This window comes from uncultured Victivallis sp. (assembly GCA_944389935.1).
Taxonomy (GTDB): domain Bacteria; phylum Verrucomicrobiota; class Lentisphaeria; order Victivallales; family Victivallaceae; genus Victivallis.
Window position 1 is genome coordinate 22,575 of record CALXOE010000031.1, and the last position, 19,587, is coordinate 42,161.

At 57.9% G+C, this 19,587-nt stretch carries 16 protein-coding genes and 1 tRNA gene; 7 read left to right on the top strand and 10 right to left on the bottom strand.

Annotated elements, in window-relative coordinates:
- The first annotated feature begins 123 nt into the window (after positions 1–123).
- The 7 genes from Q0J85_RS10130 to Q0J85_RS10160 all read left to right on the top strand — a co-directional run bounded on the left by Q0J85_RS10130 (position 124) and on the right by Q0J85_RS10160 (position 9,061).
- Positions 124–1,380 carry a prepilin-type N-terminal cleavage/methylation domain-containing protein gene (locus Q0J85_RS10130; RefSeq protein ID WP_294481034.1) on the top strand — a complete coding sequence of 419 codons (1,257 nt, stop codon included), beginning with the start codon at positions 124–126 and terminating at the stop codon, positions 1,378–1,380.
- Between the two features lie 25 nt (positions 1,381–1,405).
- A complete protein-coding gene (locus Q0J85_RS10135) occupies positions 1,406–3,946 on the top strand; it encodes a right-handed parallel beta-helix repeat-containing protein (protein WP_294481036.1) in 2,541 nt (846 codons plus the stop codon).
- 10 nt (positions 3,947–3,956) lie between these two features.
- Positions 3,957–5,669, top strand: coding sequence for a glycoside hydrolase family 2 protein (locus tag Q0J85_RS10140; RefSeq protein WP_294481039.1), 1,713 nt, complete (start codon positions 3,957–3,959; stop codon positions 5,667–5,669).
- Between the two features lie 7 nt (positions 5,670–5,676).
- Positions 5,677–6,309, top strand: a complete 633-nt coding sequence (locus tag Q0J85_RS10145; protein WP_294481041.1) for an SGNH/GDSL hydrolase family protein — start codon at positions 5,677–5,679, stop codon at positions 6,307–6,309.
- Positions 6,310–6,444: 135 nt separating this feature from the next.
- Positions 6,445–6,765, top strand: coding sequence for an SWIM zinc finger family protein (locus Q0J85_RS10150; protein WP_294481043.1), 321 nt, complete (start codon positions 6,445–6,447; stop codon positions 6,763–6,765).
- Positions 6,762–7,844, top strand: a complete 1,083-nt coding sequence (locus Q0J85_RS10155; protein WP_294481046.1) for an AAA family ATPase — start codon at positions 6,762–6,764, stop codon at positions 7,842–7,844. The genes Q0J85_RS10150 and Q0J85_RS10155 overlap by 4 nt, the downstream gene beginning before the upstream one ends.
- Positions 7,841–9,061 (top strand): VWA-like domain-containing protein, encoded by a 1,221-nt coding sequence (locus Q0J85_RS10160; RefSeq protein ID WP_294481049.1) that lies wholly within the window; start codon positions 7,841–7,843, stop codon positions 9,059–9,061. Before Q0J85_RS10155 ends, Q0J85_RS10160 begins: the two co-directional genes overlap by 4 nt.
- Before the next feature lie 12 nt (positions 9,062–9,073).
- Here the strand turns inward: Q0J85_RS10160 and Q0J85_RS10165 are convergent, their stop codons facing one another.
- The 10 genes from Q0J85_RS10165 to Q0J85_RS10210 form a co-directional block, all read right to left on the bottom strand.
- Positions 9,074–10,480 carry an MFS transporter gene (locus tag Q0J85_RS10165; protein ID WP_294481051.1) on the bottom strand — a complete coding sequence of 469 codons (1,407 nt, stop codon included), beginning with the start codon at positions 10,478–10,480 and terminating at the stop codon, positions 9,074–9,076.
- A gap of 79 nt (positions 10,481–10,559) precedes the next feature.
- Positions 10,560–12,488, bottom strand: a complete 1,929-nt coding sequence (locus Q0J85_RS10170) for a carbohydrate binding domain-containing protein (RefSeq protein ID WP_294481053.1) — start codon at positions 12,486–12,488, stop codon at positions 10,560–10,562.
- 4 nt (positions 12,489–12,492) lie between these two features.
- Positions 12,493–13,242 (bottom strand): prepilin-type N-terminal cleavage/methylation domain-containing protein, encoded by a 750-nt coding sequence (locus tag Q0J85_RS10175; protein ID WP_294481057.1) that lies wholly within the window; start codon positions 13,240–13,242, stop codon positions 12,493–12,495.
- Between the two features lie 51 nt (positions 13,243–13,293).
- Positions 13,294–14,406 (bottom strand): GntR family transcriptional regulator, encoded by a 1,113-nt coding sequence (locus Q0J85_RS10180; protein WP_294481060.1) that lies wholly within the window; start codon positions 14,404–14,406, stop codon positions 13,294–13,296.
- A gap of 375 nt (positions 14,407–14,781) precedes the next feature.
- Entirely contained in the window at positions 14,782–15,339 is a 558-nt protein-coding gene (locus Q0J85_RS10185; protein ID WP_294481063.1) for a hypothetical protein, read from the bottom strand.
- Positions 15,340–15,729: 390 nt separating this feature from the next.
- Positions 15,730–15,806: transfer RNA gene (locus Q0J85_RS10190), tRNA-Ala, on the bottom strand.
- 81 nt (positions 15,807–15,887) lie between these two features.
- A complete protein-coding gene (gene pepF / locus Q0J85_RS10195; protein ID WP_294481064.1) occupies positions 15,888–17,666 on the bottom strand; it encodes an oligoendopeptidase F in 1,779 nt (592 codons plus the stop codon).
- Between the two features lie 118 nt (positions 17,667–17,784).
- Positions 17,785–17,952, bottom strand: a complete 168-nt coding sequence (rpsU, locus tag Q0J85_RS10200) for a 30S ribosomal protein S21 (protein WP_106054251.1) — start codon at positions 17,950–17,952, stop codon at positions 17,785–17,787.
- A 92-nt stretch (positions 17,953–18,044) separates the two neighbouring features.
- A complete protein-coding gene (locus tag Q0J85_RS10205) occupies positions 18,045–18,908 on the bottom strand; it encodes a PHP domain-containing protein (protein WP_294481071.1) in 864 nt (287 codons plus the stop codon).
- 22 nt (positions 18,909–18,930) lie between these two features.
- Positions 18,931–19,407, bottom strand: a complete 477-nt coding sequence (locus Q0J85_RS10210; protein ID WP_294481074.1) for a hypothetical protein — start codon at positions 19,405–19,407, stop codon at positions 18,931–18,933.
- Positions 19,408–19,587: the final 180 nt, after the last annotated feature.

Consider the following 19,587-nt stretch of genomic DNA (forward strand, 5'->3'; position numbering starts at 1 on the left):
GTGTTATGCCGCATCCAACAGTCGGCCGCGGGTGAGTGGATACGGTTTGGAGTGCATTCGAGGATTTTGATTGCTTCGTCACGGGTGGATATAACAGAGATGGATTCAGGGAAAGGGGATCGAATGATGTCAGGTTTGCCGTTGCAACAGTCCGACACCGGTTTCGTGCATACCGGTGTTGCGTGCCGGAATTTTCTTCGTTTCACATTGATCGAACTCCTCCTCGTGGTAAAAGCTTGTCAAATCCGCAAGGGCTATCGTATTTCCGCTCTGCAGACAAGAGAGGGGATCGGGGGAGAGAAAGCGGCTCGTAAGAGCGCGTCTCTCCCCGTACCAACCATCCCTCAAACAACCAATCGGCCAGTTATCGTCCCGCAACAAAGTCTCCGCTCGGCAAGCGGCTCTTTCTCCCCGCACCGGCCGACCGCAGCCGAGTCCGGCTCCGACCCGTACGCGGCACCGGCACCTTGCCGGACGCAGGGGGTGCGGGGGGCGGCGGACACGCCCCCAGCCTCCTCCCACGACCACGTAATGCTCCCCACCGAGGCACCTTGCCGGACGCCGGGGGTGCGGGGGGCGGTGGACACGCCCCCAGCCTCCCAAGACTACGCAACGCCTGAAAAAACAAAGGACACGCCCCCAGCCTCCCACGACCTGGTAACGAAAAAAGCGGCATTTACGCTTATCGAGCTCCTCGTGGTGATTGCGATCATCGCGATATTGGCTTCGATGCTGCTGCCGGCGCTGAATCAGGCGCGGGAGTCCGGTAAAAAAGTGAAGTGTCTCTCCAATATCCGGCAGTGTGCGCTTGCGATTCTGAGTTATTGTGACGACAATCAGAGCTGGACGATGACGTGCCGGACGACGGACGGCAATCACTGGAATCCCTCGCTGGGCGGGGTGGACGACAGCGACAAATACTGGGGATTTCTGGTTTCAAAACTGAAGTATCTGCCGGAGAGCAAGCCGTCCAAAGTGCTGACCTGCCCGTCGATTCTGCCGTCGGGGACGACGAAGCTGGGGCGTTCGTATGCGTTCCGGTGCGGCGGGAAGAATTCGGAGAACGCGCAGAAACGGGCCCGGTACTTCAAGATCGGCAAGACGATCACTCCGCATTTGCGGGTCGAGTCGAACGATGCGCCGACGACTTCGTTGAGCATGACGGTGATGCTGTTCGATTCGATCAATCCGGCATTGCTGACGATGGACGGCGGGGCGAGTTTTCAGGATCAGTTCTGTCTGCCGCACGGGCGGTTCGGAAGTGTGGCGTTTTTCGACGGGCACGCGGTGAGCGCGAATACGCGCTGCGGATATTTTTACCGGGGTCGGACCGTGACGGGAGATGATTATCTGCCGAATCCGCTGCCGGTCGGTTATTGAACACAAAGTGGGGAATGGAGGAGTTATGATCTGGAAACTGTTCGCCGGATTGGTCTGCTGTGTCTGGCTCGCGGCGGGAGCGGCCGGGGTGGAGAATCTTCCGGCGGAGTTTTACCGTCGTCCGGGACTCGAAAAAATGCCGGTCCGGAATTTCGCCGCGATGCGGCAGGTCAGCGTGCTGGATTTCGGCGCCGATTCCACCGGGAAAGAGAGCGTCAACGGCGCGTTCGACCGGGCGCTGGAGGAGCTGACCCGGCAGGGCGGAGGGGTGTTGTACGTTCCCGCCGGGATCTATCGGTTCGAGGGGCCCACTCTGACGCCGCAGGGGCGGTATTCATGGCGGAAAACCGGGTTGAAGAACATCCACATCGTCGGGGACGGCGCGGAACGCTCCATCATCTTCGTCCGGTTTGATGCGGTGCGGAATCAGAACAAACTTGCGGGATATCTCTGGAACTTCACGAAATGCGAAGATCTGACGCTGCGTGACCTCGGGTTTTCGCAGTTCCCGCGTTTCGGAATGCGCAGTCCCGGCTGGTGCGAGGGGATTTTCGCGACAGCGTTCAGCGACAGCACGGGAGTGCAGGTTCTGCGGGTGAAATGCGACCAGGGGCGCATGGGGATCTGCTTCTGGGCCGGCAACCGGCAGGGCTGGGTCGTCGATTGCGAAGTGCGCAATACCGGTGCTGATGCGATCAAGTTCGACGACTGCGAGGATATGACCGCCGCTTACAACTACATTGAAAACTCGAACGACGACTCGTTCTCCGCGCTGGTCATGAAGCGCACTTCCGTGAATAACCGGTTTCTGAACAATACGCTGGTGTACAATCAGGGATGGGGGCGCGGCATTGCGATCAGCGGACGCAACCACCTTGTGCAGGGCAACTGGATCGAATCGCAGGCGATGGCGGCGATCATGTTTCACGACGTCGGCTTCAAAGGGAGTCGTCCCGAGGCGGCGCAGCAGAACACCGGACACGTCGTGGCGGACAACCGGATCATCCGCGGGGATCTGCACGGCATTCGCGGCAACCGTCTGGGGGGTCACCGCTACTGGGGAGCGATTTCGTTGAACTATCCGTTCCGCGACATCACGATCCGGGACAACTTCATCGCCGGGAGCGGATCCGACGGGATCGGGTCTCCGAGCAGTACCCGGGTGGCGATCGACGGCGTACGGATCGTGAACAACCGGAGTTTCGGAAATCTGAACTGCGGCATCTCGCTGCGTGCCGACCGGGAGCCGGCATTCATCCGCAATCTGCAGCTTTCCGGAAACGTGATTGCCGGAAATGATGCCGGCAGCGTGCGGTTTGCCGGTTCGGTCGAGGGAACCGGTTCCGGCAACCGCGCCGATACTGAGCCCGTCGCCGGGGTGCCGGGCGTCACCGTCGGACCGGTCGCGGAGGAGTATCATGATATTTACGGAGAGATCCGCCGCGAACCCGACTGGAAAGAGTGGGGGAGCGCACCGGATTTTCCGGTTGCGGGGCGCGAGTGGAGCGTCCGCGATTTCGGCGCGGTCGGTGACGGCGTCGCTGATGACGGACCCGCGTTCCGGCGCGCGCTGGCGGCGCTGCCGGCGGAGGGCGGAGTTCTGAAAATTCCGGCGGGCCGGTACCGGATCGAACCGGCTCCGGACATGGATCGGATTCCGTTTTCCGTGATCCGCCACCATCTGCTGCTCGAGCGGCGCAGAAACGTGCATCTGGTCGGCGAGCCCGGGCGCAGCGTACTCGTGTTCACCAGTCCGGAACACGAGGGGTTGCGGCTGATTGAACTGCAGGATTCCTCGATACGCGGAGTTTCTTTTGAGCAGACTGCGAAGTCACCGCTGCGGAAGAACCGGGCTTTGCTCGACGTGGTCGCCTGCCGCAGCTTTATCGCGGAACACATTGCCGGAGCGCGTTCGACGGGACATGGACTGCGGTTCGACAACTGCTCTTCCGTGCGGATTGAGAACTGCACGGTGACCGATGCGGGGCAGAACGGGATCATGCTGGCCGGAATGCGCCGCACGTTTCTGCGGAACAACAGGATTGCGAACAGCCGGGATCACGCGATTTTCGTCGGCAGCATCGGCGGGGTTGCCCGGCTGCCGCAGTTCGTCGCGATCGAGGGGAACCGGATCGAGGGGACCCGGGAGGGATCGGGCATTGCGGTTCCTTACGGGGATCAGATCCGCGTGAGCGGCAACCGGATTTCCGACACGTACATGGCGGGGGTCGGGATCTTTTACGTCAATGCGATTTTCCCGCCGGAGCGGATCCGGATCGCGGAGAACGAACTGTCGAACTGCGCGTTCGGAGAACTCAATTATCTGCCCGGCGCCGTTTCGGTCTTCTACGTCACGGCCGCCAAGCGCCGCAGCCGCGGAAAACTCGAGGTCGAGATCGAGGGAAACCGCATCCGGAAGAGCGCGGCAAACGGGGTCTGGATTTCAAGCTGCAGCGGTGTCGGCCGGGTTGTGGTGAAAGGCAATCGCTTTGAGGCGATCTCCGGCGAGAATGTCTCGATCGCTCCGGAACAGCGGGCGGAAATCGGCGAATTGATTCTGGAGTGAAAGGCGCAGTATGAGTTATCCCCGTTATTCCCGGCGGCGGCAGATGGTGCTGGACGGCATCTGGGAGTTCTGTTTCCTGCCGGATTGCGGAGATCCGGAAACGCTCGATCCTGCCGGGATCGAGACCCCGGACCCGATTCCGGTTCCCTCCGCGTTCGATGCGTATCCCGCCTGGGCGGGGCGGCGCGGAACGGCACTTTACCGGCGGAGGTTCCCGATGACGCCCGGACGCGCGGGCGAGCTCGAATTTGAGTCGGCCGGGATGTGGGTCCGGGTCTGGATCGACGGCGTTCCGTGCGGAGAACACACGCCGGGTTATGTGCCGTTCACGATTCCGGTTCCGCCCGCCGATGCGCCGGTCCGGGAAGTGACGGTTGTGGTGGACAATCGCCAGGATTGGAAACGCGCACCGCTGTACGAGCGCTTTTTCGACTTCTACTGTTACGGCGGGATTTTCCGCAGCGTGACGCTTTACGAACTGCCGGAGCTGTTTTTCCGGCGCTGCGAAGTGACTCCGCGCGATGCGGCGGCGGGGATTGTTTCGGTGAAACTCGAACTCGCCCCCGCATTCACCGGGGAGCGGCCGCTCCGGTTTGCGTTCGACTCCGGGGCGGAACTGGAGCAATCCGTGCGATTCGAGGCGGGCATGGCGGAGCTGGAGCTGACGGTGCCGTCTCCGCGGCTGTGGAGTCCGGAGTCGCCGCAGCTACACACGCTGCGGGTCGACGCCGGAACGGATGATGTGACGGTCCGCTTCGGGCTGCGGGAGCTCCGGACCGAAGCGGGGCGGATTCTGCTGAACGGCCGTCCCGTGAAACTGCTCGGGGTGTGCCGCCATGAGGCGCACCCGCAGTTCGGGCCCGCGCTGCCCGACGCGCAGATTGTGCAGGATCTGCAGCTGATTCGCCGGCTCGGGTGCAATTTTGTCCGCGGGGTGCACTATCCGCAGGACCGTCGTTTCCTCGAGCTGTGCGACGAACTGGGGATTCTGGTCTGGGAGGAGAGTCTCGGCTGGGGACAGAATCGCACGCATTTTACCGATCCGATCTTTGTCGCGGCGCAGCTGGAGCAGACCCGGGCGATGATCCGCGCGAGTTACAACCATCCGTGCGTGATTCTCCGCGGTTTCCTGAACGAGGGCGAGAGCGATGCGGAGGAGGCCCGGAATTGTTATGAGAGCCTGATCCGTCTGATTCGCGAGGAAGATCCGGGCCGGCTCGTGACCTACGCCTCGTTCAAACGTCGGACCGATCTCTTTCTGGATCAGGTCGATGTGATCGGATACAACACCTATCCGGGCTGGTACAATGCCGTCGACGATGAGAATCCGGTTGAGCAGGTGCTCCCGAAGATGCGTTCGGATATCGCGTTTCTGCAGGGACGGCCGGAGCTGCGGGACAAGCCGCTGATTTTCTCCGAGATCGGGGGCGGGGCGATCTACGGCTGGCACGATGTGCTGAACGGGCCGTGGACGGAGGAGTTTCAGGAGGAGCTGCTCCGGACGATCTGCCGCGAAGTCGTGCGCAACCGGAGGATCGCCGGGGTGGCGCTGTGGCAGTTCTGCGACTGCCGGACCTACAACTGCGGCCGTGCGCTCGGGCGTCCCCGGGCGTTCAACAACAAGGGGTTGTTTGACGAATATCGGCGGCCGAAACGGGCGGCCGCCGCAGTTGCCGCCGTTTTCAGCGGATATTGGAAGAAGAGAGCCCGAGAGGAGAAGTGAGACAATCATGGCGGAACGAGCGGAACTCTATGTGCTGGGCGACAGCATTTCGATGCATTACGGCCCGTACCTGAAGCGGTTTCTGGAACCGGCGGTCGGGTATTCCCGCAAGGGGGAGGGGCTGGCGGCGGGAGACCTGAATCAGGTTTCGGACGCGAACGGCGGCGACTCGCGCAGCTGCCTCGAGTTTCTGGAGACGAATCTGCCGCTTCTGGCGGAACGGTTTGACTGGCTGCTCTGGAACTGCGGTCTGCACGACATCAAAACCACGGCGGCGGGACGGCAGGTTTCTCCGGAGTGTTACGCCGCCAATCTCGAGCGCGGGGTGGAACTGGTGCGGAAAAGCGGATTGCAGCTGCTCTGGTGCCGGACGACGGGGGTCTGCGATGAACTGCACAATCTCCGCTGCCGGGATTTTTCCCGGTTCCGTGCGGATGTGGAGCTCTACAACCGTCTGGCCGACCGGGTGATGGAGGAACACCGGATTCCGGTCTGCGATCTTTTCGGGTTCACCCGGAAATTCGGTGACGAGGCGTTTGCCGATCACGTTCACTACGTGGAACGGGTGCGGGAACTTCAGGGGGCGTTTCTGGCCGGCTGGATTTTTTCGGAACTCGGAAACGCCGCCCCGAACCGCTGAAATCCCCGTCTCTCCCCCGGTGTCGCGACGACGGTTTGCAATTTCCGGAAAACCGTTTATAGTAAGAAACAATCGTTCGCATGATTTTCCGGGAACCGCTGCCGCGCAGCGGAAAACAGGGGAGGCAGATTGTCAGTGGAAGATTCTCGGATCGATTCTCTCAACCTCAAGGCGCGGGATGACCGTTTTTTCCGCGCGGCCGAGTCGGTGCTGAAAAAGTACAGGATTTGCCGGCGCGACCGGCTCGAAGACGGGTTCGTCGTCTTTGACGTCACGGGCGGAACACAGGATTATGTGGTGCGCGTCCATCCCGAATGGCTGGCCAATCCCGACTGCACCTGCCCCGACGCCGCGCAGCGGGCGCGGGTGTGTACACGCGGATACTGCAAACACATCATCGGGGTGCTGCTCAGCAATGAGGAGTTCCGCTATCAGCTGCTGGAGGCGTTCTTATGACGAAGCACAGTGAAGTCCCCGAGCCGGTTGTCTCCGTCGGTTACACCTACGACCAGCTTTTTCCGCTGTTGCGCGCCACGCTGGAGTCCGGGGTTTCGGCGCTGCTGCTGGGGCCTCCGGGAGTCGGGAAGTCCTCTCTCGCGGCGGAGCTCGCGCGGGCCATGCGCCGGAGGTTGATCGATATCCGGCTCGCCCAGAAAGATCCGGCGGAACTCGGCGGAGTTTACTTCCCGGACCGGGAGACGCACACGCTGGAGCTGTTTCCGCCCGGCTGGGTCAGACGCGCGTGCGACGAACCCTGTCTGGTCTTTCTCGATGAATTCAACGCCGCGGTGACGAAACTTCATCAGGCGGCCGCGTATCAGATCGTATTGGAAAAACGGATCGGAGAGTTTCAGTTCCATCCCGATACCGTCGTGCTGGCCGCAGGCAATCGCGAGGAGGACAACGCGATCGTCGCTCCGCTCTCGAGCGCGCTGTGCAACCGGTTCGCCCACTTCGAGATGCGCCCGGATGTGGAGACCTGGCTCAAATGGGCGGCGTCGAACGGCGTTCAGGAGTCCGTTATGGCATTTATCCGGACCTACGGGGAGGAGGTGCTGTTCCGCGCCTCGGACGATCGCAGTTTCCCGACACCGCGGAGCTGGGCGATGGCCAGCCGCATCATGAGTCGCGTCGACTCCGGAGACGTGAAGCGTGCCGTCGCCTCCTGCGTCGGGCTGCCGATGGCCGATCGTTTCTGCCGTTACCGTGAGATCTACCGCAAGGTCGATGCCGCCCGGATCATCTCCGGAGAGGAGAAAGTTGATTTCACCCGGGAGTCGGAGCCGTCGTATCTTTACGCAGTGATTTTCGCGGTTGCGGGGTATCTTGTCTCCGCCGCGGTTCCGGACGAACACCTCGGCAACATCGTCGACTTCATCACGTCGCCGGGGGTCGGACCGGAGTTCCGGATTCTGTTCCTGCGTCAGCTGCGCCGGCGGGCGCCCGGATTGTTTGACCGGCTCAAGGCGTTGAGTGCATTCCGGATTCTCGCCGGGGAGATCGTCAATCTGCGGGCGTCGCTCTATCTCTCATGACCGGGATTACGCCACAACAGCTCGAAGCGGAGCGCGCGCGGATCGCTGCATTGCGGATGCAGATGCTCGAGATGCACCCGTTCTGGGGATATCTGCTGCTTCAGATGCGTCTGATTCCCGAATTGACGCTGCCGGAATTCGCGGCGACGGATTTCGTGCGGCACATCTGGTACAATCCGGTGCGGACGCGGAGTCTGAGTACGGCGGAGTTCGGTTTCGTGCTGGCGCACGAGATCTGCCATCAGGTGTTTGCGTCGGAAGAGCGGCAGAACGGGCGGGAACTTTTCAAATGGAATCTGGCGACCGATTACGCCATCAACGCGATCATCGCGGAGATTCCCGTGCCGGGAGCGCCGGGCTGGTACGGGGAGCGCCTCTACCGGCTTCCGGCGGGATGTCTTTACGAGCCCCGGTATCGCGATCAGGTTGCGGAGACGATCTACGAGGAGCTCTGCAGCCGGAAGTTCCGGACCGGGCCGGAGACGGTCGATTTGTTCCTGTCGGACGGGGAGGGGAAGCAGACGAAACTTCCGGGCGTCTCCGATCACGGCGGCGGCATCGACATTCATCTGCCGGTGGCCGTCGATGCCGACGGGCGGGAGCTGCTGCGGGAACGGATTTCCGCCGCGGTCGAAAATTTTGAGGCCAACGACCGGCGCGGCGATCTGCCGGATTCGCTGCTGCGCCGGATCGGCCTGCTTGGCGAGCCGAAGATTCCGTGGCGTCGATTGCTGCACCGTTATGCCGACGCCGTACTCAGTTCCGGAGATTATTCCCTGGCGCATCCGAACAAACGATACCAGGTCGACGACCTGATTGTGCCGGGGAAATACGACGAGGAGATCTCCTCGATCGTGGTGGCCGTCGACAGCTCCGGGAGCATGACCCGGGAGGCGATGCGCAGCGCGGCCGCCGAGATCCGGGGACTTGATGCGCAGGAGATCACGCTGATTGTGGCGGATTGCGCAGTTCAGCAGGTGATTCCGTTCGATGAACTTGAGACGTTCCTGGAGCGTGCTGAATTCCGCGGCGGCGGCGGGACGGATCACGTCTGTGTGTTTGACTACATCGCCGCGCACCGGCTCAACCCGCGGCTGTTCATCGGATTGTCGGATCTGTTCAGCCGTTTCCCGGAGAAGCGGCCGCCGTATCCGGTGTTGTGGATCGTTCCGGAATCGCATGGCGAACCGCCCTGGGGGAAAGTCATCGAACTTTGACTTCCGGCAAAGTCATTTCCGGTAGACGGGAGCGACGTAACTCCGGCGGCCGCCGCGCTTTTGCCAGTCTCGATAGAGTTTCACAAAACAGAGAAACGCCAGGACCGTGAACAGAAAATCCCATGCGAAAATGTACTGGTAATCCCCGATCAGGTCGAACAGCAGTCCGCCGCAGTAGGAGCCGATCGTCATGAAGAGCGCCCGGAAAAGTGCGTTGGCCGCGCTGAACTGCCCATAAAACTCTTTCGGAAGAATGTCCACAAAGACCGGCAGCGAACTCGTCATCTGAATCGCATAGACCACTCCGAGCGCGATCATGACCGCATAGAAACTCGTGTAATCGTGGACCAGAAAGAACCCGAAGAGATTCGTCAGGATCACCATGACCAGTCCGAACCCGTACACTTTGAGCGAACCGAGCTTGTCCACGATGAATCCGAGCGGAAAACTCAGCACCACTCCGACCAGTCCGAACCAGCCGCTGATGATGCCGAACTCCTCCACCGAGATGTGGAGCTGTTCTTTCGCGTAGAGCAGATTGAACATGCCGCGCGTAATCATCGACACTTCGCTCAATGCCATCGTGAGGAAGAAACAGTAGTAGAAAGGAATCGAGTAGCACTCCCGGACAAAGACCATGATGTTTCCGAAAAACGACGGTTTTTCCGCATTCGGATCCACTTCGGGGTAATTCCCCTCGCGGACCGTCGAAATCATCCAGAGCATACCAGCGACGAAGAGCACCGCGAGCGACGTGAAGAGTATTCCCTGATAGTTCTCCACGAACTTCAGCAGATAGCGGGAAAAGAGAAATCCCACCAGCGACCCGCTCAGCTGCAGCAGTGCCATGAAGCGCCCGATGTACCGTTCCGGAATCACGTCCGGAAACAGATAGTAGATGATCGAGCCGATGATCAGGTAGAAGATGTTGTAGAACACGATCAGTCCGCCGAGAATCCAGAGATCGAAAGAGGCGCTGTACCAGGAAAAACTGCTCCCCAGCCATCGGCAGATCGGGTCGATCCAGCCGATTCCGATGAGTGCGAGCGCCATCAACGGAGTCGCAAACAGCAGATACGGCATGCGGCGGCCGATTTTCGTGCGGGTGCGGTCGCTGCGGAAACTCACGATCGGCGTGATGATCATGTTGAACACGTATGGGATCGTCGTCCCCAGAAGCGCGATCAGCTGGTTGTTCGCCCCGTAGTTCCGGGCGATCAGAGGCAGCGCGTTGCCGAGCATGACCTGCATCATCGTGAAGATGCCGGTGCCGATGCAGAGAAGCGTCATCGTCGAAATGAGACCGGGAAGCGTATATTGCAACGTCCCGGTACTCAACTCCGGCGCGCCGGGCATTTCCGCCGGACGATACCGGAAGAGCGTACGGCGCAGAAAGGGGGGCTGCAGGGATTCACTCATAAAAGGATATTCCGCTCATAATCTTTTCCCGGGAGAGGGATGGTCTGCTCTCCCGGGAAAAGAGGAGAAGTGTTTGGGTTCAATCGATCAGCAGTTCGGCGGCGACTCCGTCGGAGGAGAATTCCCAACGGTTTCCGCCGAGCGGCCGGACGTGTCCGTAACGTGATTTCGGCTTCCAGCCGGCGGGCAGCGTGAAGCTCCCTTTCACCGGACCGTGCGGTGCGGCGATGAGCACGCAGCGCCTGCCGTCGTCCGCGGTGAACAGTCCGCCGCGCAGAATTCCGCCATCACCGCGGAATACAATTTTCCGCATCGGAGTATCCCCGAGCAGATAGTCGCTCAAAGTTCGGAGATCCGCGCCGACCCGGCACACCTCCGGCCAGCGGCGATCGAATTCGGCCTTGCCGTTCACGCCGCTGAAGAGGTCGAAGTAACTGTATCCGAGAAACGCTTTGGCTCCGGAAATCGCATCGAGCCAGACCGAGGCGCGCATTTCCGTTTCAGTCGGAGCGCGGTACTTCGCATACTCTTCCTGATTCCGGGTCGCGTAGTTGCCGATGTTGTGGAACTGCGGCACGCCGACCAGCGGAAGAGCCGGTGTCTCCAGCGCCCGGAGCGTGTTCTCCAGCGCGCCGACCACGCCGTCGAGCGTGTCTCCGGGATTCGTGATGGAATAGTGATCCACTCCGTAAAGATCGCAGAGCGATGCGAAACGGGCGACATCGTTGTCCCGGCAGAATACCGCCAGAATCGGATGGCGGAAGTCGCGTTTGAGCAGTTCCGCTTTGCGTTTCAGGATATTTTCCAGCTCATTGCCGGGAGGTTCGTCGGCGATGTACCATGCGAGCAGCGCAGGAGAGTTCTGAAAACGACCCATGTGCGGAATATTCTGGTCCGATCCCATCGGTGCGATCACCTTGATTCCGTTCGCTTCGCAGAATTCCATGACTTTCCCCGGTTCTTTCCAGTTCATCGCCGAATAGTCCAGAATGCAGTTGAATGGACTTTCGGCGATGATGCGCAGATCCTCATCCAGATTCCGCGCCTGTGTGAGCCGCTCGTCGACGCAGTTCATGTAAAGACCGACCGGCAGGAATTTCTTCCCGTCAATCCGGATTCGTCCTGCGGCGTCGATCGAAACTGTTCCGGAATGGAGCGCTTCGGAGGCGGGCGCCGCCGTCAGCGGCATTTTCCGTGCGGCGACGGGTTTGCCGTCGGGGGTGGTGATTTCCACTTTGACTTCCGAATAACCGGGACGCACCGGCAGCGTGAACGCGATTTCACCGGATGTGCTCTTCCATTTTCCGGAACAGTTGCCATAGACCGAACCGTTCTGCTCGATTGAGGCGCGCAGCGGGAGTGTTTTGCCCACGAGATTCTCCGGCAGTCCAAGCATTTGAATGCCGAATTTCATCTCCGTTTTCTCCGCATCGGTGAAGAGTGTTCCGCGCGGTTTCTTCCAGTAGAGCCACAGTTCGGGGTCCCGCTCCGCACGGGCGACGAACATTCCGCAGAATCGGTTGACCCCCACCCGGTTTTTCGGCAGAAAGAGCGTCAGTTTTGCATGGGCGGCGTTTTCCGGAATCGTGAATTCGCCGCTGAACAGATGCCATTCCGTCATCGAGGGGGTGTGGTCGCCGAGATAGACTCCCGAGAGATACTTCCCCTCTTTGTCATGAAATTCCACTGCCAGCGACGGATTGGAATCCCTGCTGCCCTGAACCCAGGCGCCGAACGTGTAGATGGTGTTGTTCCGCAGCCGTTTCCGATTCAACTGATAGGACACCGGTTGATAGCGACTCCGGTCGCTCCGCCGGATCTCGAGTACCTGATCGGCGAATTTTCCGCCGACCGACTGAATCGACCCCTCACTGCCCAGACTCCACCCGGCCGGATTCTGAAAGTTCAGTTCCGGAATCAGATTCCCCGGCGGCGGTGCCTCCAGGGCAGCCAGCGGCAGGAACGTGATGCACAGCAGCAGCCCGATTATGTAACGGAATGCTTTCATCGAATCAGATTTCCTCCCGGTAGTGATCCTCGTCCTCGTAAGGCGAGTTGGCGACATTCATGATCCGGTCGACGTGGCCGTCCATGAAGAGAAAATTCATCTTCCCGCCGTGCCGCAGCGCCGTGTTCCACAGTTCCGGATAGCGGTTGCGGCTGTTTTTCGTCTCAGAGGGCCAGATGGTTCCGGTGGTGCCGTCTCCGGCCTGGAAAGTCTGGCTCAACCCGAATTTCAGCTTCAGACGGGTGATTTTTTTCGCCGGCATCCATCCCGGCTCGTTGTACAGGTTGAACGAGGCGGAAACCGTATAACCGCAACGCCTTACCTGCACGGACCCGCCTCCCTGCCCGGGGCTGCTCAGCGGGGAGTTCCACTCTCCGCCGGCAGCGTCGTATCCGTAGAGTCCGCCGCCGAACTTGGTCTGATCGACTCCGGTATTGCCTTCGCCGCGCTGAGCGACGATGACTCCGCCCGGACAGGCCAGAACATCTTCGCTCAACCCGTTCAGCTTCGTGATCGCTGCCGGCCAGTTGTACTGCAATCCGTCGATCCAGATCGCGGTTGGAATCAGGTAATCGTTGTTGTCGTTATTGTAAAACGCGAATCCCGTTCCGAGTTGTTTCTGGTTGGATTTGCATTTGGCATCCTGCCCGGCCATGCGTGCTCTGGAAAGAGCCGGCAGCAACATCGAAGCGAGAATTGCAATGATCGCAATTACGACCAGCAGTTCAATCAATGTGAAGTGTTTCATCCGCATAACCATTCTCCTGTAATTGTTTTAGAACGTGTAGGGGTTTCGATCGTACTGTTATTCATTTCTGGAGACCACCTCCGATGGGACCGGAGCCGGTCCGGTTGACTGCCGCATGATATACTGGGCCGGGGTGTATCTGACTCCCGCTTCCCGGCGTCCGTTATGGAGCTGGCGCAGGAGTTCCCGGATGCACGCCATCCCCTGATCACGATATTCGGCATAAACGCTGCTGATCTGGTAACTGTCGAGGAACCAGTCGGTTTCGCATCCTTGAATCACAAGGCTGACATCTTCCGGAAACCGGATGTGGTGCAGCTGCATCTGCCGAATGATTTCCAGCGCATAGATATGCCCCTCCGGGATGACCAGGGCGGTGTATTGATTGAGTTTCCGGACGGTTTCGAGTGCAGCGTGCCGCAGTGTTTCCGGCGTGCGTTCCTGCCGCATCAGTGGGGGGCAGAATGGTTCGATTGTCACTTCGCCGGGAGGGAGATCCGCAAAGGCGCTGCGGATCGCTTCGACGATATCGTGACTTTCCCCGTAGGTATAGGCGACCATGATTCTGCGGTGGTTCAGGCTGCGCAGATGGCGTCCGACTTCCCGATAGATGTGAGTGGTGCCCAGCAGAAGCTGCTGACAGCAGAGTTTTGCCGGGATATCGTCCTGTTCGTAAAGCAGTCCGAGCACGACACAGGGTTTCCCTTCCGCGGCGAGGGTGTCGACCAGTGCGGAGGGTGCGGCTCCGGCAATGATGTATCCGTCGGCGTCGACATGGCCGCGGAGAGGAGAAAAATTATTTTCGCCGTCGGCGAGTTCTCGTACGACCAGATTCACATGATTGAGGCGTGCCTGATGGATGGCTCCGCCGATCATGTAGGTGTGGGCCGGATCCCGGAGGCGTTCTTCCATGGAGAAGAGCATGATATTAGGCATGAACCGCTGGGATTGAAAGAGGGTTTCTTTCCCGGTTTCCGTGAAGAAATGGCCGTTTCTGGGTGCGGAGGCGACCAGCCCTGAATCATGAAGCAGGTGCAGGGCTTTCCGCAGTGTCAGCCGGCTGCATCCGTAACGCATTGCCAGTTCGCGTTCGCTCGGCAACAGGCCGGAGGGACCATATTCCGTTAAAATCTGCTCTGAAAGTTTTCCACTTAGTGACGGGCGTCCCATTTTTTACTCCGCTTGGTTTATTTACACGGATATTATAGTGCGATTTGAATAAAAAGTCAATAGTTTATTGACCAATACTTGCAAAAAAACCGTTTTTTTTGTCATGTTTGGTATATTTACTGGTATGTTTATTGAAGTTTTCTGGATGTGTTATTCTGGTATTTTTTGGGGAGGGCGGCGTCGGAGAAGCGTGGACGAATGTTTTCATCGGCCATTCCCAGACGGGGAAAGCTGCCGGATCGTCTTTCCCTGAAAAAGCCGATTCTCCTGCGTCGGTCAATTTGATTTGTGGGTAGTGTCCGATATTTTGCGCACATTTGTTTCTGAGCGATCACCGATGACAGACGTGAGTTTGCAAATCTGCCCGAAATCCGGTCAGAAATCTTTGGGTTTTAATTCATTGACATACAAATCATATTTCCTGCAGTACGCATCCGAACTTGCGCCGTTTGCAATAAGCAATCTTGCAATGTCTTTCCGGTTCTTTTTGAAAGCGACAGCCAGAGGGAGGGGATAAAGTTTCTCGTTTACGACAAGGTTTTCGTTGAGATTTGTTCCGGGATGATTTTCCAGAAACGATTTTACTTCTTCAAGTTTCCCGTCTCGAATTTTCCAAAGAAAATCTTTGATTATGTCAATGGTTTTCGTGTCTTCCAGAAGAAAATCTTTCGGCATCAATTCTCTTGGGGTGATATTGTTCTTTTTACAATACGCATCCAGATCAGCTCCGTTTGCAATAAGAAGTCTTGCAATGTCATAATATCCTTTCTGAAAGGCGACAACCAGCGGAAGAGGAATGATCCAAGTTGCTCCGCAGCCATATTGGAGATTATTATTGAGAAAGGCTTTGCCGCCGTTGTCATAAAATTCCTTTATCCGTTTGAAATTGCCGGCAGCTACCGACCTGTGAAAATCCAGATAATTTTGTATCATCTAATTCTCCCATGAATTTTGAGTGTTATTTCGTTATTGCAGGAAAAACACAAACCCCGGATGAGACTTCAGCGGCATCCAATCTTTTGTGCACATTTGTTTTTGAGTGATTGCAGATGACAAACGAGCAGAGGTCAGATCCTCACATTTATTACCTTATACCACTTTCGTAAAGTTTGCAAGTGCTCATCTGCCGACGAGTTCTCCATTTTGTCGTGGAAATATGCCAGAAGCCGGCTCTGGCTAGGATAACGTCCGGAAAATTGCGCATATTTTCCGGATGTTATCTCTCTCTCTGCACGAAACAAGGAATTTGGAAAAAATCCGGAGGAATGGCAAAAAAAACGGAGAAGTGAGTTTAACCTCAAATCTCCAAATCCACGACAAAAATGGTGGAGCATAGCGGATTTGAACCGCTGACCCTCACACTGCCAGTGTGATGCTCTAGCCAACTGAGCTAATGCCCCTGATGTGTTATTAAAAATACTCCCTCTTGAGGGAAAATGCAAATCCTCTTTTAAAAAAATTACGAAAAAAATGAAACCAACTCAACGAACTGCAAGCTCCCGGCGCAGTTGACGGACCGTCTCCCCGAAGTAATCGAGGGCAGCCTCCACCGGCGCAGGCGTCGAGAGATCGACTCCCGCGTCGCGCATGATGTCGAGCACATCTTTTGAGTCTCCGGCTTTCAGGAACCCGAAATAGGCTTCCCGCTTCGCCGGATCGCCCGAAAGCAGATTCCCCGCGAGTTTCACCGCCGCCGACATCCCCGTCGCATATTTGTAGACGTAGAAGTTATAGTAGAAGTGCGGGATTCTCGCCCACTCAACCCCGATCAGAGGATCAGCATCAACTTCCGGACCGTAATAGAGTTTGTTCAGCTCATAGTATTTCTCATTCATCAGATCGGCGGTCAGCGGGACTCCCTGCTCGGCCAGTTCATGAATCATAAGCTCGAATTCCGCGAACATCGTCTGGCGATAGATCGTGCCGCGGATCTCATCGGCAAGATGTCCGAGCAGATAGCAGCGGAAATCACGGTCGTCGGTGTGGTTGAGCAGATGATTGAAGAGCAGAATCTCGTTCGTCGTACTCGCCACTTCCGCTACGAAGATGCTGTAATCCGCGTAGTGATAGGGTTGTGTCCGGTTCGAGTAGAAGCTGTGCATCGAGTGTCCGAGCTCGTGCGCGAGCGTGAACACATCGTTCAGCGTATCATTGTAGTTCAGCAGCAGATAGGGATAAGTATCGTAACAGCCGCTCGAGTAGGCGCCAGACCGTTTCCCCTTGCGTTCCGGAACATCGACCCAGCGCTGACTGAACGCGAGTTCGAGATGCTGCGCATACTCTTTCCCGAGCGGAGAGAGCGCCTGTTTCACGAGCTCAACCGCTTCGGCAAAGGTGTACGCCTTGCGGCAGGAGGGTACGAGCGGGTTGTACATGTCATACATGTCGAGTTTGTCGAGCTTCATCACCTCGCGCCGCAGCGTCATGTAATCGTAAAACACGTCGAGTTTGCCATGTACCGCCAAGATCAGGTTGCGGTAGACCTCTGCCGGCACGTTATCGGAGAAGAGCGCCTGTTCCAGCGCGGAGGGATAGTGGCGGATACGGGCGCCGACCACATGCTTTTTGACCACACCGTCGAGCGTCGAGGCGAAAGTATTGCGGAACTTTGAGTAAGTGGAGAACATTTTCCGGAACGCGCGTCTGCGCACTTCCCGGTCGGAGCTTTCGAGGAAGCGGCGATAGCTGCCGTGGGTCAGCAACTCGGATTTCCCGGTTTCTCCCTTGATTTTCCCGAAATCGAGATCGGCGTCGTTCAGGATGCTGAACGTCTTGGATGGCGTAGCGAGCACGTCGCCTAGGGTGCCGAGCAGCCGTTCTTCCGGTTCGCTCAATGTGTGGGGTTTTTCGCGCAGGAGTTCGATCAGGCTGCGGCGGTAGAGTTCGAGTTCGGGAGAATCGAGAAATGTTTTTATGCGTTCGTCCGGGATTGCCATGATCTCCGGATCGAACCATGCACTGGTTTCGGCGAGCGATGCGAAGAGTCCCTCGACCCGGTCGACCCGGGCGCGGTTCCGGTTGTCGGCAGTGTTCTCATCGGAACGGAGGTGGGCGTAAACATAGACTTTTTCGCCGAGACGTTCAAACGCATCGAGCGCTTCGATCGCCTGTTTCAGGGTAGCCGGACTTTCGGCGAGTCGGCCGCGGAATGCGAGGAACGCCTCCGCCAGTGGTTTAATCCGGTTGAAATCCTCTTCCCACGCATCGGCATCGGGATAAATTGCTTCGAGATCCCAAGTCTGTTCTGCAGAAATCTTCATGGTATTCTCCTGTTCGTGTTTTACATAAGGTAACACCGCCCGCGCGTCGCGTCAAGGCAAAAAAGAAGCGTCGCAGTGAAACTTCACCGTGACGCTCTCTTCAGATCGCAACTCAGGCTCAGCGATGACGCTGCTTCGCCTCGCGACGCTTGACTTCGCTCGGCTTCTCGTAATGACGCCGATTGCGGAGTTCCTTGAGGGTGCCCTCTTTGTCGAGTTTCTTCTTCAACCGACGCAGAGCGCGGTCGATGATCTCGCCTTTCTTGACGCGGACCTCGGTATCCATGCTGATTCACCCCCTTTATCGGATTTTTGTATTGAAATATTTCATTACTATAACACGTTTCTACGCGGTTTGCAACTGGAGAAACGGAAAAATCAGATGTTTTTCGGGATGCGCGCTTTCAACGGGCTGAGCAGTTCAGCCGGGACGCGCAGTCTCCCTGCTCCAATGCCGAGTGAGATGTTCGGGGAGTTTCTGCCGTGATAATCACTGCCGCCCGAGAGCGCCAGTTCATAGATTTGAGCCAGTTCGATCATCATCTGTGTTTCCCCTGGCCCGAAAAGGCTGTAATAACCCTCAACGGCGTCGAGTCCGAGCGGAGCAAAACGCTTCATGACGCGCCGCGCCCAGGCCCGCTCATTGCGCTCGCGATAGACCGGATGGGCCCAGACGGAGACGCCTCCGGCGGCATGAATCGCGTCGAAAGCGCGGACCGGATCGGGAAGCGTTCGCTGAACATAAGCGGGGCAGCCGCGTTTCAGCAGTTTATCGAAAACGGACTGGAGAGTGGGGAAGCCGTAATCTTCCATGAGAGCCCGGGCGAAGTGCGGCCGTCCGATCGAGGCGGTGTCGCCTGCGGCCGCGAGAGCCGGGTGATCCCAGGTAAGCGGATATCCGAGCGAGTTGAGCTTGCGGCGGATCGCTTCGTTGCGGATCTCGCGGTTTTGCCGCATCTCTTCGAGGAATGAGCACAGTTCCGGATTCTTGTGGTCGAGGAAAAGACCGACAATATGCAGTTCTCGATTGCCGAACATGGTGGAAATCTCGACCCCGGGGATGGCTTCCAGCTCCGGGAATGTGCGTGCGGCCTCGAGAAATTCGGGGCAGCCGCCGACCGTATCATGATCGGTCAAGGCGACGGCTGCGAGGCCGGAAGCGGCGGCGGCTTTCACGATATCAGCGGGAGGATCGCTGCCGTCTGAAGAGTTGCTGTGTACGTGCAGGTCGATGTATTTCATATAAGAGAACAGGATTGAGCCGTCAGAAGCGTTCGCGCGGGGTGAAGCGGCAGAGTTTTGTGAACCACCGTGTATCGGATTTTTCGACGAGATGGTTGTAATGTTCGAGTTCCGCGCGGCATTCCGGCAGGGCCTGCTGCAGAGCCTCTCCGAGTTTCCGGTATTCGTTGAGAAGCGGCTGGCTGAGGGTATCTGCGGGAAGAGCGTCGATCTGAGTCGCCGCCCGGGTGTCGCATTCGAGTCTGGCGGTCATGGAGTTGTTTTCGGGGGAGGGGGAATCATTGTCGAGTTCTGCTGCGATCTGCCGCCGCCGATTCAGGATCACGGAAATGAAATGGATCTTGATGTCAAGCTGTTTGCGTCGCATGGCCATGGCGTTGAAGAGGAAGATGAAGATTCCAACCAGAACGACCAGGAGCAGAGAGAGGATCGTTCCCGGGCTGGAAAAGTCATTGTTTTTGAAAAAAGCGTCGATCGCTGAACTTGAGGCAGTTATCATGGGTGTCTCCACAAAATTGGTTATGTCAAATATTTTATTAATGTATCGTTCCTCGGACAGTTCGTCAAGCGTAATCGGGAAGTGTTCCCCGTTGTTTTTCTCGGAAAAGTTGTAAAAAAGTTTGGTTTTGAGCTTGAAAAGTTCCTGGATGGGGGTTATGTTAAGAATCTGTTGCGTCCT

What these genes read in the sequence shown, in the direction of transcription:
- Q0J85_RS10210 (WP_294481074.1), bottom strand. Translation starts at nt 19,407, where the DNA reads ATGATAACTGCCTCAAGTTCAGCGATCGACGCTTTTTTCAAAAACAAT.
- Q0J85_RS10175 (WP_294481057.1), bottom strand. Translation starts at nt 13,242, where the DNA reads ATGCGGATGAAACACTTCACATTGATTGAACTGCTGGTCGTAATTGCG.
- Q0J85_RS10185 (WP_294481063.1), bottom strand. Translation starts at nt 15,339, where the DNA reads ATGATACAAAATTATCTGGATTTTCACAGGTCGGTAGCTGCCGGCAAT.
- Q0J85_RS10160 (WP_294481049.1), top strand. Translation starts at nt 7,841, where the DNA reads ATGACCGGGATTACGCCACAACAGCTCGAAGCGGAGCGCGCGCGGATC.
- Q0J85_RS10205 (WP_294481071.1), bottom strand. Translation starts at nt 18,908, where the DNA reads ATGAAATACATCGACCTGCACGTACACAGCAACTCTTCAGACGGCAGC.
- Q0J85_RS10145 (WP_294481041.1), top strand. Translation starts at nt 5,677, where the DNA reads ATGGCGGAACGAGCGGAACTCTATGTGCTGGGCGACAGCATTTCGATG.
- Q0J85_RS10155 (WP_294481046.1), top strand. Translation starts at nt 6,762, where the DNA reads ATGACGAAGCACAGTGAAGTCCCCGAGCCGGTTGTCTCCGTCGGTTAC.
- Q0J85_RS10165 (WP_294481051.1), bottom strand. Translation starts at nt 10,480, where the DNA reads ATGAGTGAATCCCTGCAGCCCCCCTTTCTGCGCCGTACGCTCTTCCGG.
- Q0J85_RS10170 (WP_294481053.1), bottom strand. Translation starts at nt 12,488, where the DNA reads ATGAAAGCATTCCGTTACATAATCGGGCTGCTGCTGTGCATCACGTTC.
- Q0J85_RS10130 (WP_294481034.1), top strand. Translation starts at nt 124, where the DNA reads ATGATGTCAGGTTTGCCGTTGCAACAGTCCGACACCGGTTTCGTGCAT.
- pepF (WP_294481064.1), bottom strand. Translation starts at nt 17,666, where the DNA reads ATGAAGATTTCTGCAGAACAGACTTGGGATCTCGAAGCAATTTATCCC.
- Q0J85_RS10180 (WP_294481060.1), bottom strand. Translation starts at nt 14,406, where the DNA reads ATGGGACGCCCGTCACTAAGTGGAAAACTTTCAGAGCAGATTTTAACG.
- rpsU (WP_106054251.1), bottom strand. Translation starts at nt 17,952, where the DNA reads ATGGATACCGAGGTCCGCGTCAAGAAAGGCGAGATCATCGACCGCGCT.
- Q0J85_RS10140 (WP_294481039.1), top strand. Translation starts at nt 3,957, where the DNA reads ATGAGTTATCCCCGTTATTCCCGGCGGCGGCAGATGGTGCTGGACGGC.
- Q0J85_RS10135 (WP_294481036.1), top strand. Translation starts at nt 1,406, where the DNA reads ATGATCTGGAAACTGTTCGCCGGATTGGTCTGCTGTGTCTGGCTCGCG.